We start from the raw sequence: 12,657 nt of genomic DNA on the forward strand, positions 1-12,657 counted from the left end.
AGCTAGGCTCACATTGTACACACGAAAAGGGCTAAATATGCTGGCTCACAACGTACACATCATGAGTAGCGACAAGAAGCGCGTTCAATTTCGGGCGCCACACCGACTTATCGATCGAACTGATGCACTCGCGGACGTCCTCGGAGAAGACCGGACGGACATCCTCGTGACTGCGCTACGGGAGTACCTTCAGGAGGCCGCTCACGACGATGCGCTCACCCAAGAGATTGCAGCCGCCTACTACGACGGCGAGATTTCGTTCGAGCAACTCAAAGCACTCGTCGGTGCCGAAGAGGCGGCGAATCTCCGGGTGTTAAAACAGCAGCTGGACGAGGACTTCATCGACGAGGTTGCCGACGCATAGATGTCGCGGCTTGTCGCAGATTCTTCTGGCCTCATTAGTCTCGGAGTCGTTGCTGACGACGATCCCAATCCACTCTCAATTTGTCTGACCCAGTACGAGGTTGTGGTTCCAACAGCGGTCATCGAGGAACTCCGAGAGGTCGCCTCGTATGATGATGCCCACGGTCGTGCTGCAACCACTGTGCTTGAACGAGATGAGATGCTCGAGAGACGGTCGGTCGACCTCGACGCCGAGTTTCCGCTCGATGACGGTGAGAACACTGCCGTCACCCTCTCGAACGAACTTGACGCCACACTATTTCTCTGTGATGAATTTAACCAACTCGGCTTGATCCACGCATCGCTCGCCGATACCCGGCTTGTGACGACGCCGACCATGCTCTCGGTCCTTGTCCAAACCGAGCAGCTGTCAGGTGCCGAGGCCCGGATACTCCTCGACAAAATCAGTGACGCCCGCAGCTGGGACGCGAACAGCTACGTACAGCGGGCCCGCTCGTTGCTCGAAGAACCCTGACAATACCACTCTCGCATCAGCTGGCAGTTGACCCTTGGCTCGAGCGCGCTGTTGATCGATGTCTGGCCGGGTGTACTACGGTCAGGAGCACCACCAAGTTCCTCGTAGACGCGTTCAGGGATCACAAAGGTAATCTCGTGCTACCGAGCGAACCGCTCGAGAGCACTGTACTTGGGATTCTGTTGGCGACTACATGCGACAAAAAGTCCGAATCAGCAACCCATGCTACGGAGTCCGATAAGTAGTCGTCATCTCGATTCATCGAACTCACTCAGGCTGGCTCTCAGCCAGCGGATGCTCACGTGCGTTCTGTAAATGCTCGAAATACGGATCAACCTCCTGCATGTCGAGAACCACGTACTATGTGGCGACAGAAATCGGGGATGACGTGCTTGAAGCGGTTGAGGATGGACAGCTTGACAGTCACTGATCGTCCGTACGTACTACATAACGGTTCGAAACCAGCGGAGTCCGAATAGCAGGCGACAGCGGCCAGGACTTGATTACCGAGCGATGCGTACTGCTGGATATGGCATATCGGCTTGTACGTGCTCGCCCGAAGGTGGATCGACTCGTCGAATTACGCGAACGGCTCGATACTGGAGAGATCGAAGCGATGGATCCGTTCGGACGTGCTATGACACAAGCATTGGAGGAGGCGCGGTTCGATCCAGCGAGCGGTGAGGCAGTCTGGATCGAGGAGGACTACTGTTCGCCGCCACTTGCGATGGAACGTACCGAAGTCCTAGACGACTACTTCGAGGACATTACTATCGTCGAAGAAGACGTGGAGGAAACAGCTGGATGGCAGCAGATCAGTGATTTCCCCGGCCTCTGGAAGCAGGTTCTCGACGACGTACAACGTTAAACGAGGACTCTCCATGAGCGAGATCGGACTAGGCGTTGCTGTCGGAACAGATGGATTCTGTTCACGGCGGATTCCTACGAGAGACACCGGATATTGGCCACTGGGACCTAGACGGAGTTTCGGTGTCTCACCGGACTGGCTACTACACGGATTCGTCGAGAAGTTCCTGAATCCTCTCCTCGATGAATTCCTTATCTGTAGGATCAAGCCCAAGCATTCCGAAATGTCCCCATGGGGTAGGAATCGAACGGAGTTCGCTATCGGGAATCATCTCTTCTTCGTGCTGGCAGCTTTCGACCGTGAAGAACATGTCCTGCTCGAACGGCATCACGTAGGTCTTCGCTTCGATACGGTTGAGCGCTGCTTCGAGGTCGCCATCCGTGATGCGACTGACGTCGGCGTTCTGCCATTTCCACGCCATGCAGAGCAGGTTGTTCGGGTCCATTGGAAGGAACCACTCGTCCCAGAACGCGTGCATGAAATCGCTCAATGAAGAAAAGCCGACGTCGCGCCATTTCTCTTGTCGATACAATGCGTCACTGGCGCCGATGATCGCCCAGATCCGGGCATGACGTTGTAGCCCTCGCCTGACGTCGCGTGGATCAGAATAGTACCCCTCGTCCCAGTTCGGGTCCGATTTGATGGCGTCAGTCAGCGCATCGACCAGCAACCGGCTGATAACGGGGTTTCGTGCTGTGCCACCGATCGGCGCCGCCCGTTTGACCATTTCCGGATACCGAACGGCCCATTCGTAGGTTTGCTGGGCGCCCATCGACCAACCCAGCACAAGTTGCAACTCGTCGATACCGAATTCCTCTGTGACGAGTCGATGCTGGGCCCGAATGTCATCGCTGATACGCACTTTCGGGAAGTCCCCCTGTCCATATGGCGGTGGCGTGTTATGCGGGGACATCGATAACCCGTTACCGATCTGATTCGGTAAGATAACGAAGTACTCATTTGGATCAACTGCTGCGTCTTCGCTAATATACATCTCCATGTCCTTGCTCGTTCCCGAATACATATGCGGGAACAGCACAGCGTTGTCCTTCGCGTCGTTTAGTTCGCCGAAGGTCGCGTATGCGATCGTACAGTTCCTGAGTGTCTCACCTTCTTCGAGTTCGAAGGTATCCATCGAGAAGAACTCGAGCGGACCGTGGAGTTCTTCGGTGTAATAGTTGGTTCCGATTCCGGTTTGGACGTGACTGGCTCCTGGTGAGGGTGTGTCGGCTGGTGTCTGGTTTTCATTGGTCATTCTTGGATCCTTCCGACCCTCTATGTTAGAGAGTCGCTTACAATCTACCCCACCTCGGGATATACCAATTGGGGAGGAGCATACCTCGTGAACGAAACACTCTCGGAAATTCTCTGAAGTAGGGATATTTCACCAATATCCTATAGCAGTACAAGGACGTACATATTCATCCCAATATAAATTACAATGTCTTGCTTCCGGTTGGATAAGATTGATACTCGTAGGGAAAAACACGCTATCTGATGACGGAAAAAGTAAAAAGAAGGTCAAGCAAAGATGGATTGACAAACGAAGAGGAAATCGAGACCTCGGCTCACAGCTCGGTCTTCGGCCGGCGGTCCGTGCTGAAAGCCGCGGGCGTCGCCGGCGCCGGGAGTCTGGTAGCTAGCACCGCTGCCGTGGGAACATCGGGGTCCGAGTCGTTCGATCTGCTCGAGACGACCGTCGCGGAGGTACATGCGGCATTCGAAGCCGGCGAACTGACTTCACGGGAACTCACCGAACGCTACATCGAGCGGATCGACGCCTACGACGACGAACTCAACTCGGTCATCACGGTCAACGAAGGCGCGATCAGCCGGGCCGAGGAACTCGACGAAGCATTCGCGGAGTCAGGCTCTGTTGGTCCGCTCCACGGCATCCCGTTGATGGTCAAGGACATCTTCAACACGGCGGACCTACCGACGTCGGGCGGGAACGTCCTGTTCGAAGACACGGTCCCACACACGAACGCCTTCGTCGTCGAGCGCCTTCGTGAGGCCGGTGCAATCGTCCTCGCGAAGGTGAACACGGGAGAGTTCGCCTCCGGCTCGCTGAGTTCGCTCGGCGGCCAGACGTTCAACCCCTACGACACGGAGCGGAGTCCGTCGGGCTCGAGCGCGGGGACGGGAGCATCGGTCGCGGCGAACCTCGGGACAATCGGCATCGGGACGGAGACGAGCGGATCGATACTAGGCCCATCGACAGCAAACTCCCTGGTCGGGATCCAGCCGACGACGGGGCTGATCAGCCGTGACGGGATCATCCCGCTCAGCAGCACACTCGACACCGCGGGACCGATGACCCGAACCGTCGCCGACGCCGCACGGCTGCTCGACGTCATGGTCGGCTACGATCCGGCGGATCGCGTCACCGCCGAAGGGGCCAGTAATATCCCCGAGGAGCCGTACATGTCGTTCCTCGAACCCGGCGGACTCGAGGGCGTCCGAGTCGGTGTTCCTCGCGGGCTCATCCCCGATGATCCCGAAGAGACCGGGATCGACGTCGGACAGCCTGCACAGGTCGTCGAGCGCTTCGAATCAGGTCTCGAGACGATCGAAGCCTGCGGTGCGACGGTCGTTGATCCCGTCGAGATTCCTGAGGAGCTCCAGGAAATCGCGGGCGAGCTAGCCCTCGACCTCATCACCTACGAGTACCGCCGCGAGTTCAACGCCTACCTTGAGAGTCTCGGCGACGCGGCGCCGGTCAATTCGATGCAGGAGGTCCTCGATTCCGAGACGATCGAAGGGTCGATCCTCGGACTGTTCGAGGCGGCCCTCGAGGTCGACCTGGAGGAACTCGACGAGAACGTCGATTATCTGGGGGCACTGCGAGACCAGCAAACGCTCCGTGAGGGGATGTTCGCCGTGTTGGCCGACGACAACCTCGACGCGCTCGTCTACCCCACGGACAACCGCACGCCGGCGGTCGTCGGTGAGGACCGGGAGATTCCCGACGCGATAAGCCCCACTATGCGGACGTTTAGCCCCGCAGCCAACTTCCCCAGCATCACCGTCCCCGCGGGGTACACCTCTGATCCCGCGCTTCCGGTCGGACTCTCGTTTCTCTCGCGGCCGTTCGCCGAACCGGACTTGATCGGGATGGCCGCAGCCTATGAACGGGCCTCGGACCTGCGCCGTCCACCCGAAGGGTTCGGCGCGCTGTAGGCAGCTTGGACTCCTTGTCTGATAGATTCGCCCGGACACCAACTACGGTCGCTAGCGTGGGTTACAAAACCGGCAACCCGACAGTCGACAACGCGGTTTGATGTAGAAAACCCGAACTTAACGGCAGCTCCAGATTGGCTGGTTACTCGGTGGTTGCTGGCGCTTCTCCTGATAGTGGAAATTGAAATTATCATTGTGATATCAGCGAATCTCGAGGTGAACAGACGTTTGTTCAAGTAATAGCCATCAGACAGCGCGACACGAATATGCAGCTGCCCTCTTCGGCGAGTTCCGACGACTCAAACATGCGGTGCCCGACGAACAGGGCCGCATTCACTCCAATACCGACTCGTCTATCGGTGCGGCACTCCACCATTGTTCACCGGCATCATCTCAACTGTGCGACGAGGTCGTCGAGTCGGCGACTTTTTCTGGGTACGTTCGTGGAGGCGACGCTCCTCGGTGACGGTGGACCAATCACCGAATTCCGTCTACACCTCGTTAACCCGTTCCGCATCAAATCGAGGACGTCGACCTCCGTGGGTGAGTCGACACCGTAGTCATCGCGGTACTCCGTAACCCGATCGGTCAGCTCCGACGCGTGGGCTTGCAACTCGTCGACCGTATTCTCCTGGGTCAACTCGTTGACCCGCCGCCATTCAAAATAGTCGTCGTTGCGTTCGTACCCGACCGGCCGATCCTCGTGCCGAACAACAATGCCAAAGTCCGCGTAGAAGGACGTCCGCGTCGACTCTGCCGAACAGTCCGCTCGCTTGGCAAGTCTCGGCAGCCGTCATCGGTTCTCGGGCGTGCAGCACCGCCACGTACACGTGCTGCTTCGTGTCCTCGCCTTCGAACGATCAAACGGAGGCGGGCCGTCGCGACGGGCATTGTCTGTCATACTCTCGCTAATGGGACTAGCGTACATATTTCTATCATGATCAAAATGTATCGTTTAGAGAGCTAGATTACACGTCGCTCAGGACATCACGCTGGAACGAATTGATCGGAAAGTCGCGGACCCCGGCGGTGACGAATGAGGACTCTTGCAACGCAAGAATCGAGAACAGGGCCAACGAGAGGGAGCAGAAAGGAAATCTAGATCAAGACTTCAACACAGGAGAGACCACCTGGGTAAATGGATTGCTCACGATAGCGTTCATACGTTTTCGCGACCCACTCGATTAGCTCCTCGCTCGAACTGAGTTGATCACGGCCCTAGGATATCGTTACTTCTAGTCGAGGTGTATCATAGAGCCAGCCAAAGAAGCCATTTTCACAAATATTCTATCGAATAGACTGTTGGATGGGTCTGCCCACTGCCAGTCACGCCGGCTGGCTCTCCAGGATGGTCACCCAGTGGGTTGGATTGTCGGCCTCATGGGTGCTGGCAGCCTGGTTCGCGTCGGCCCAGTCCGTAAACGCCTGATCGAGTGTGCACCGATCACACCGTAGTTGGTATGTCATATGGCAACATTCAACGTGAGACTGCTTAATGGTATCCCAGCGGTTCCTCACCTCTACTGCACTATTTACTCGAGCAGGCGATGGGTTGGTCCGTGGTTGCACGTAGTAGCTCCACTCACAGCGATAGCATCTATCGAAGAACAACCAAATTATTTTGATAGGCCACCACCTGAGCGGCAGCCGCTTTCTCACACGACTCCGTAGCAACCGAGTTCCGTTTGACCCCTGATCTACTACCGCGCATAGTTAACCAACAGAATCCCCTCTATTGCCCGCTGTTGGTTAAGGAGGCAACCTCATGATCGGTACAGGGTGTTAACAGGCGGAACAGGTAACGCTGCGGTGCGGTTCAAGCACGGCACCCGCGAGCAACCATCGGGAGCGAGCGGTTTTTTAGCGTAGATTTTTGGAGGAGTGGTGAGCGAGCAACGTGAGCGAACCCGACGAGAAAAAGGTACGTGGGCAATCCTATGTATTGAGGTGTCCCGGCGAGATTAGTCGAGCGATCGTTCCTACGGGCGAAGTCGTTACCGGAACGATATCCCAGATCCCAAATAGTATCAAAACTCGGATTACACTCGAAGACGTTTCTTGCTCCGTTATTCGAGAGAACGCTTCTTTAATTGAGCGTCGATATACTCATCGAGTTGGTCATAGACGTCCCGAGCAGTAGCGTCGTTCATCAGCGAGTAGCGAAACAGCGCACCTTCGAGGACGGTCAGAATGAATTCGGCAACCGAATCTGGATCGACATCTCGAAAGACACCGTCCGCAATTCCACGTCGAATGATCTGTACGATGCGATCGTGAATCGCTTCGTCCTCCCGAAGCAATTCGCGCCGAAATGCCTCGTCGTGGATGGCCTGTGCCCTGAGTTCGATGAAGGCATCGATAGCCGTTTCGTCGAGAACACCACCGATCGAGTTGGATTCAGCACCTGGATCAATCGAGAAGAGATCGATAAGCCTCATGAGGTCTTCCTGTGGGTCTTGCGTCTCACCATCGGAAAGCGATTCGAGAAACCAGTCGAGAAACCGACTCAAAAAATCGAGCAAGAGCTCGTTTTTTCCATCGTAGTGGTTGTAGAGCGCAGATTTACTCAATTCTGCTTCGTCTGCAATCTTTGCGATCGAGAGGTTAGCGTAGCCGTGTTCCTGTAGCACACAGTAGGTCGACTGCATAATAACGTCGACGGTGTCGGTCTGCTCTGCAACAAATTGATCGGAATTCGACATGGTACGATGTGTACTGTCCGTTCGACGGGCTCCCTAAAGAAACGGTTGCAGTGATCGATGCGAATTCACGATCGGTTCGGCGGTTGGCCTGTTTTCGGTTCGGTTGCCCTCTCGCTACCTCGCCTCCCGTCATCGGCAGCTGACTCTGGTTTCCGTTCGCGATCAGTCCCCAGGCCCGGTTCGTCGCTGGTCTCCAATTTCTCGGCGAGATAGTCGTCGTCGATATCGGTCATCGCGGGCTCCCACTGGGTCATGATTCCGTACTCGATCATCGTCTCGATATTCGCTATCGCGGCCTGCAAGCGCACCGCGACGAGAGGGATATCGTTGACGGTGATCAGTAGGTCCGCGTTCAGGATTGCTCCCTTGTTCAACGCGCGATTCAATAGTCCGGCCAGACCTTCGTCAGCTGATTCGGTTTCAGGTTCCATCTGTGTCGGTGGGGGAGGCGGTTGTTCCGAATGACCCGACGAACGAGTACGGATGCCACGGACCGGTGAAGACAACCTCGATACCCGGTTCGGCGTCGATTTCGCTCAATGCTTGTTTCAGCCCGGCGACCTCGCCGTCGGCAACGAGACATGACGCCGTAAGGACGTTTCGACCCCGCTCGTCGCTCTCACGGTCGAGGTCTTCCTCCATGATTTCGTCGACGACGGCCTCGATACGAGGGAAGTAGGACTGAAACCGCTCCTTCGTACGTTCTGCGAGTTCCTGCCGGCGTTGCTTTTCTCGTTTCTTTCGTTCGAAGTACGCCATCCCGCTCGAGTCGCTGGAACCCGTCTCGTCGGCCGGCTCGGTTTCCCCGATCAGTACGTCCTCCTCGCAGTAGATCCGAACGCCGTATTCGCTTGTTCCGGCCAGGTCGCCCAGACAGCTCCCGATCTGCTCTTTGTGGTCGTCGAGGAACGTTCGAAGAGCGTCCTCATCCGCGAAGATTGTGTCGAACGTCATCGGGAGTGGTGTTCCAAACGCGTCCCCTGCCCGTTCGATCGTCTCGTTGTGTTGTTTGACCCACGTTTCCGCTTTCGATCGATCGTCGGTATCGTACGCTTGCGGCGAGCAGGAATGGACGACAGCACCGATGTCGTCCTGGACCACGACAGACACCGGTTCGTCGTCGATTCCCGTCCCGAGCGAGCGGGTATCGGTGCCGGCCGCGTCGACGATACAGTAGGTGTACTTGCTCTTGCTCTCAGTCATTCTTCTGTCCCTCCAGCGTTCGTTGCTGGCGTCTCGTGCTCACTATCCGCGACGGGTTCGTCGTCTATTCCGTCGGTGAACCCACGCTGTTCCTGTGCCTCGATTTCGCGTGCCCATTCGGCCGGGTTGAGCGCCGTATTGAGGACGTCATCAACCGTTCGATCGAGCTGTTCTTTCGTCTCCGATGCCGTCTCTTCGACGTTTTGCTCTTCCTCTATCTGCTGGATGGTCTCCTCTAAGTCCCTCAACGATTGGCCGAGCTGTTCGGCAGACTCGTCGTCGAGAACTCCCGATTCAACCAGTTCGAGCGCCTGCTGATCGATTACCTCCTTGATAATCTCGACGAGTGCCATAATGAGCCCGAGCAGTCCTTGCTCGAGCTCCTCTTCGTCGACTTCGATCGTCACGCGATAGTCACTTCCGTTTCGTGCAGGGACGCGACATCTGTCTGTCGGGGCGGATCGCCGGTAAACCACCGCTCGAACGTGATCCCCCACCCGGTTCTGGAATCGACGTCTCGCGTCTCGAACTCGAGAGTCGGCTGATTGCGGATTTCCCGTGTACTCCTGTTGAGTCGCTCTCGTCTCACGGTTAGTGTTGCCATATTCGTCTCCGCATCGACGAGCGCTGTGAGTTCCGGGATCGACGCGTGTTCGTCGTACCAGCAGTAATCGAGGACGGCGAGGCTGCGGTCATCGAGCGCCGCAACGAACTCGTAGACGGTCACTTTGCGGTGAACTCCCAGTACGGTTTGCAGTGTATCGACCGCCTCGGTGACCTGCGTAAGCGTGCGGCGTGTGGAGTCCGACGATTCGTCCGCCCGGCTGCTGACGCGCTCTCGATCATCTCGAGTGAGTGGACCCGCTTTCCGCTCCGGACGGGTTATTTCGTGTGTCATTGGGGGTGAGTGTGATACTGTTCGAGTGCCGTTCGAGAGACGACTCGGCTTACGGCCGCGAGTTCACTAGCTTTCATGATGATATAATGAGTGGACGGGCCTTCGGCATGATTCATCGTTCATTGCCGTCAACGTTGTTCGAAGAGCGTTTGTTCTCGAGGGGGTCTGCGACCCGATCCGTCTCCGTTTCTTGCCGCTTCGAACGAGCGCTCTGCCAGCCACACCATGGGCACTCATCGTTCAGCAAGACCTCCTTCTCGACGCGTTTCACACACTGCGGGCACGTTTCGTTCCGGGCTCGAGCTTCGGCATACGCCTTCGTTTCTTCCGTTCCGGCCGGGAACTCGAGGCCGTACTCTGCCGCCGTTTCGAACGAAGCCAGTGCCGCACGGACTTTGATGCCGAGCAGTTCCGTTCCGGCGACGTCGATTGTGATGTCTGCATTGATCACTAATCCCTTATCGAGAATTCGATCCACAGCTCCTGCCAGTCCACTTTCCGAGTCGTACGCGTTATTGGCTTCTATACTCATGAACGATCGTTCGTTCACCAGTCCGTAAGCTATACATGAAAAAGCAGAGCGCTCGCTTGCAAGGTCCCAGAAATCGGTTCGCAGGCGATGATAGAAACAATAAAGCCACCATCACCGTTTCCGACTACTGGCTACTACTCGGGCACTGTTTCTCGGGGTGAGACGAAGGTGTGTACAGCGTTCTCTGACACCCGATGGGGTACTGTGCGACAGTGGATGCCGGAAATCCGGAATCCATCTCGACGCCACACTCCTCGGGATCTCGCTTGGCCTCTCCGCTCCAAAGAATCGATAGCGAATCGGCTACCTACGGCGTGAGCGTGAGGCCATCTTCAGCTACTATCACTTCACCGTCGAAGACCGATTCAGCATCGTGTTGCATCGCGTCGAGATCGCGGTACGGCATGATGTGTGTGAGAACGAGCGTCTGAACACCGGCGTCCTGTGCGATCTCACCAGCGTCTGTCGCGTCGCAGTGGTTGGTCGTCAACGTGGTTTCGTTGAGATCCTCTTCCCCTGCCGCATGCTGTGGCCACACGAACTCGTCGTCCTCGTCCGGGACACGGTCTTCGTCGACTGGCGCAGTGTTGCACTCCTGAACGAGGACGTCCGCGTCGGCAGCGAAATCGGCAAGTGACGGGAGCTTCCGTGTGTCGCCGGAGAAGACAAACGACGACCCTGTCTCGTGCTCCGTGAACCGATAGGCATACGTCTCGATCGAATGTTCGACCGGCAGTGTGTCGATCTCCCAACCGTCCATCTGACGACTGAACCCGTCCGTCACGCACTCGGTTTCGATACCGGAGATGCCGTCCGTCGGATAGATATCCTTGCGGTACTCGATGTCTTCCGCGTAAATATCGTACAACGCATCAACGAGCCGGTCAGTACCGTCCGGGCCATATACTGTGAGCGCGTCTCGACCTGCCTCGGTCCAACTCGTGAAGGCGAAATGGAAGAAAGACGCGTTGTGATCCATATGGTGATGAGTGAAAAACACCGTCTCGATCTCCCCCATGTCGATACCAGAATCCATCAGCCCGTAGACCGTCTTGGGGCCACAGTCGATCAACACTGTGTCGTCTGCGATGTCGACCGCGAGACTCGTCCCGCCGCGTTCCGGAATTGGGACGGGACTTCCAGTTCCAACAAGGGTAATTTCCATAGCAAAGCGTAGTACGGGAGCGCCTATGTATATTCGTGCTCTCTCTTCTTCCGTCCCGCTCTTCGTTGAGTGTATCGGAGAGCATGGTGAACGACCCCACCCTACTTGCTCATCGCGTTCGCGGTTCGCTCCCTGAGGGGGGTTCCTGTTTCACTTTGCATCCACGATGATGGATGCCCCATCAGTCGTGGACGGAGGAAGTGCAAAACCTGTACTGAGCAGTCGATTCAGTCGAGATGGGTTGAAAACAACCGACACACGGGTTTTGACATTTGGAGCTACTGCCAACGACCGTGCGCTGAGGCGAAGGGGATACTATCTGCTCTCTCAAAGCACAAACAGATCGTTACAGGTCGATTCCTCCATTAATATCGATCACTTCTCCGGTCATATAACCCGACTGCTCACTGGCAAGATAGCGCACGAGACCGGCGACCTCGCTTACGGTAGCGAACCGTTCGAGTGGAATATCTGCTCGAAGATCGTCCTGGATCTCGTCAGGAATGGCCTCGACCATCTCTGTTCGAGTGAAGCCGGGTGCGATACAGTTGGCTGTCGCACCTGTTCCGGCTAGCTCAAGTGCGAGTGAGCGGGTGAGTCCGAACAGACCGCTTTTGGCTGCTGCATAGTTTGCTTGACCGACATTCCCCTGTTTCCCAATTACGCTCGAAATAGAGATTATGCGTCCCTGATCAACGGTTTTGAGATCATCGTAGAACGCCTGCGTACAGTTGAACGTCCCGTGCAACGAGACATCGAGCACGCGATGCCAGTCCTCAGCCGTCATATTTTGGAACGTCCGATCGCAGGTAATTCCAGCGTTGTTGACGAGTACGTCGATCGGACCGAACGTATCGTGGACCGCCTCACGCATCGTCTCGATTTCGGCGCGATCGGTGACGTCCGCTTGGACCGGGTGGGCCGTCCCGTCGGTATCTGCTTCGGTAATTGAATCAGCAACTTCGTAGGCGGCTTCTTCCGATGATCGGTAGTTGACAACGACGGTTGCACCGTAACGCCCTAGTTCGCGGGCGATCCCGCGGCCGATCCCCTGGGAGGAACCGGTTACGAGACACGTTCGTCCTGCAAGCGGCTGACGAGAGGGAGGCTCTAGGGAAGTCGGTTGTTCGAGGAGTTGGGCTGTCATAGCTGGCCTCTCGGTACTGTTAGCTTCTTACAAGTGATCGACTTCTCTGCTGCTATCGTCGCTTTTTGTTTGCTCGTGGACATCA

15 protein-coding genes and 1 pseudogene are annotated in these 12,657 nt (G+C 56.5%); 4 read left to right on the forward strand and 12 right to left on the reverse strand.

All coding sequences use genetic code 11. The features are described 5' to 3' along the window. Nucleotides 1-61: 61 nt before the first annotated feature. Both NATOC_RS19755 and NATOC_RS19760 read left to right on the forward strand, forming a co-directional pair. Nucleotides 62-364: a hypothetical protein gene (locus tag NATOC_RS19755; RefSeq protein ID WP_049888981.1), complete on the forward strand. Its 303-nt coding sequence runs from the start codon at nt 62-64 to the stop codon at nt 362-364. Then, on the forward strand, nt 365-877 hold the full coding sequence (locus NATOC_RS19760) for a hypothetical protein (protein ID WP_015323267.1): 513 nt from the start codon (nt 365-367) through the stop codon (nt 875-877). A 38-nt stretch (nt 878-915) separates the two neighbouring features. Here the strand turns inward: NATOC_RS19760 and NATOC_RS22960 are convergent. Then, a pseudogene (locus NATOC_RS22960) lies at nt 916-1,139 on the reverse strand (hypothetical protein); the annotation flags it as partial. 267 nt (nt 1,140-1,406) lie between these two features. On the opposite strand from NATOC_RS22960, the gene NATOC_RS19765 reads away from it, so the two are divergent. Next, complete coding sequence (locus NATOC_RS19765; RefSeq protein ID WP_049888982.1) at nt 1,407-1,745, forward strand: hypothetical protein; 339 nt, start codon at nt 1,407-1,409, stop codon at nt 1,743-1,745. Nucleotides 1,746-1,887: 142 nt separating this feature from the next. Here NATOC_RS19765 and NATOC_RS19770 read toward each other — a convergent pair whose 3' ends face one another. Then, entirely contained in the window at nt 1,888-3,000 is a 1,113-nt protein-coding gene (locus NATOC_RS19770; protein WP_015323269.1) for an alpha/beta fold hydrolase, read from the reverse strand. A 242-nt stretch (nt 3,001-3,242) separates the two neighbouring features. On the opposite strand from NATOC_RS19770, the gene NATOC_RS19775 reads away from it, so the two are divergent. Further along, nucleotides 3,243-4,925: an amidase gene (locus NATOC_RS19775; protein WP_015323270.1), complete on the forward strand. Its 1,683-nt coding sequence runs from the start codon at nt 3,243-3,245 to the stop codon at nt 4,923-4,925. A gap of 388 nt (nt 4,926-5,313) precedes the next feature. Here the strand turns inward: NATOC_RS19775 and NATOC_RS23365 are convergent, their stop codons facing one another. From NATOC_RS23365 to NATOC_RS19815, 10 genes are all read right to left on the reverse strand, one after another. After that, the gene (locus NATOC_RS23365; protein ID WP_449289550.1) at nt 5,314-5,715 is read right to left on the reverse strand and encodes a DUF7342 family protein; all 402 of its coding nucleotides are present in this window, start codon (nt 5,713-5,715) and stop codon (nt 5,314-5,316) included. 536 nt (nt 5,716-6,251) lie between these two features. Next, complete coding sequence (locus NATOC_RS22565) at nt 6,252-6,392, reverse strand: hypothetical protein (RefSeq protein WP_015323271.1); 141 nt, start codon at nt 6,390-6,392, stop codon at nt 6,252-6,254. A gap of 599 nt (nt 6,393-6,991) precedes the next feature. Beyond that, nucleotides 6,992-7,627 carry a TetR/AcrR family transcriptional regulator gene (locus NATOC_RS19780; protein ID WP_015323272.1) on the reverse strand — a complete coding sequence of 212 codons (636 nt, stop codon included), beginning with the start codon at nt 7,625-7,627 and terminating at the stop codon, nt 6,992-6,994. A gap of 65 nt (nt 7,628-7,692) precedes the next feature. Then, nucleotides 7,693-8,058 (reverse strand): gas vesicle protein GvpJ, encoded by a 366-nt coding sequence (gene gvpJ, locus NATOC_RS19785; RefSeq protein WP_015323273.1) that lies wholly within the window; start codon nt 8,056-8,058, stop codon nt 7,693-7,695. After that, nucleotides 8,048-8,830, reverse strand: a complete 783-nt coding sequence (gene gvpL / locus NATOC_RS19790) for a gas vesicle protein GvpL (protein WP_015323274.1) — start codon at nt 8,828-8,830, stop codon at nt 8,048-8,050. Before gvpL ends, gvpJ begins: the two co-directional genes overlap by 11 nt. Continuing rightward, on the reverse strand, nt 8,827-9,237 hold the full coding sequence (gvpK, locus tag NATOC_RS19795) for a gas vesicle protein GvpK (RefSeq protein ID WP_015323275.1): 411 nt from the start codon (nt 9,235-9,237) through the stop codon (nt 8,827-8,829). The genes gvpL and gvpK overlap by 4 nt, the downstream gene beginning before the upstream one ends. Next, complete coding sequence (locus NATOC_RS19800) at nt 9,234-9,557, reverse strand: hypothetical protein (protein ID WP_245549726.1); 324 nt, start codon at nt 9,555-9,557, stop codon at nt 9,234-9,236. Before NATOC_RS19800 ends, gvpK begins: the two co-directional genes overlap by 4 nt. Nucleotides 9,558-9,840: 283 nt before the next feature. Then, nucleotides 9,841-10,260: a gas vesicle protein gene (locus NATOC_RS19805; RefSeq protein ID WP_015323277.1), complete on the reverse strand. Its 420-nt coding sequence runs from the start codon at nt 10,258-10,260 to the stop codon at nt 9,841-9,843. A gap of 307 nt (nt 10,261-10,567) precedes the next feature. Then, on the reverse strand, nt 10,568-11,425 hold the full coding sequence (locus tag NATOC_RS19810) for an MBL fold metallo-hydrolase (protein WP_015323278.1): 858 nt from the start codon (nt 11,423-11,425) through the stop codon (nt 10,568-10,570). Nucleotides 11,426-11,771: 346 nt separating this feature from the next. Then, complete coding sequence (locus NATOC_RS19815) at nt 11,772-12,572, reverse strand: beta-ketoacyl-ACP reductase (protein WP_015323279.1); 801 nt, start codon at nt 12,570-12,572, stop codon at nt 11,772-11,774. Nucleotides 12,573-12,657 lie beyond the last annotated feature (85 nt).

It is taken from the genome of Natronococcus occultus SP4, assembly GCF_000328685.1.
In the GTDB taxonomy this organism is placed as follows: domain Archaea; phylum Halobacteriota; class Halobacteria; order Halobacteriales; family Natrialbaceae; genus Natronococcus; species Natronococcus occultus.

What these genes read in the sequence shown, in the direction of transcription:
- NATOC_RS19770 (WP_015323269.1), bottom strand. Translation starts at nt 3,000, where the DNA reads ATGACCAATGAAAACCAGACACCAGCCGACACACCCTCACCAGGAGCC.
- NATOC_RS19810 (WP_015323278.1), bottom strand. Translation starts at nt 11,425, where the DNA reads ATGGAAATTACCCTTGTTGGAACTGGAAGTCCCGTCCCAATTCCGGAA.
- NATOC_RS19775 (WP_015323270.1), top strand. Translation starts at nt 3,243, where the DNA reads ATGACGGAAAAAGTAAAAAGAAGGTCAAGCAAAGATGGATTGACAAAC.
- NATOC_RS19815 (WP_015323279.1), bottom strand. Translation starts at nt 12,572, where the DNA reads ATGACAGCCCAACTCCTCGAACAACCGACTTCCCTAGAGCCTCCCTCT.
- NATOC_RS19805 (WP_015323277.1), bottom strand. Translation starts at nt 10,260, where the DNA reads ATGAGTATAGAAGCCAATAACGCGTACGACTCGGAAAGTGGACTGGCA.
- gvpJ (WP_015323273.1), bottom strand. Translation starts at nt 8,058, where the DNA reads ATGGAACCTGAAACCGAATCAGCTGACGAAGGTCTGGCCGGACTATTG.
- NATOC_RS19780 (WP_015323272.1), bottom strand. Translation starts at nt 7,627, where the DNA reads ATGTCGAATTCCGATCAATTTGTTGCAGAGCAGACCGACACCGTCGAC.
- NATOC_RS19765 (WP_049888982.1), top strand. Translation starts at nt 1,407, where the DNA reads ATGGCATATCGGCTTGTACGTGCTCGCCCGAAGGTGGATCGACTCGTC.
- NATOC_RS19755 (WP_049888981.1), top strand. Translation starts at nt 62, where the DNA reads ATGAGTAGCGACAAGAAGCGCGTTCAATTTCGGGCGCCACACCGACTT.
- NATOC_RS22565 (WP_015323271.1), bottom strand. Translation starts at nt 6,392, where the DNA reads ATGACATACCAACTACGGTGTGATCGGTGCACACTCGATCAGGCGTTT.
- gvpL (WP_015323274.1), bottom strand. Translation starts at nt 8,830, where the DNA reads ATGACTGAGAGCAAGAGCAAGTACACCTACTGTATCGTCGACGCGGCC.
- NATOC_RS19760 (WP_015323267.1), top strand. Translation starts at nt 365, where the DNA reads ATGTCGCGGCTTGTCGCAGATTCTTCTGGCCTCATTAGTCTCGGAGTC.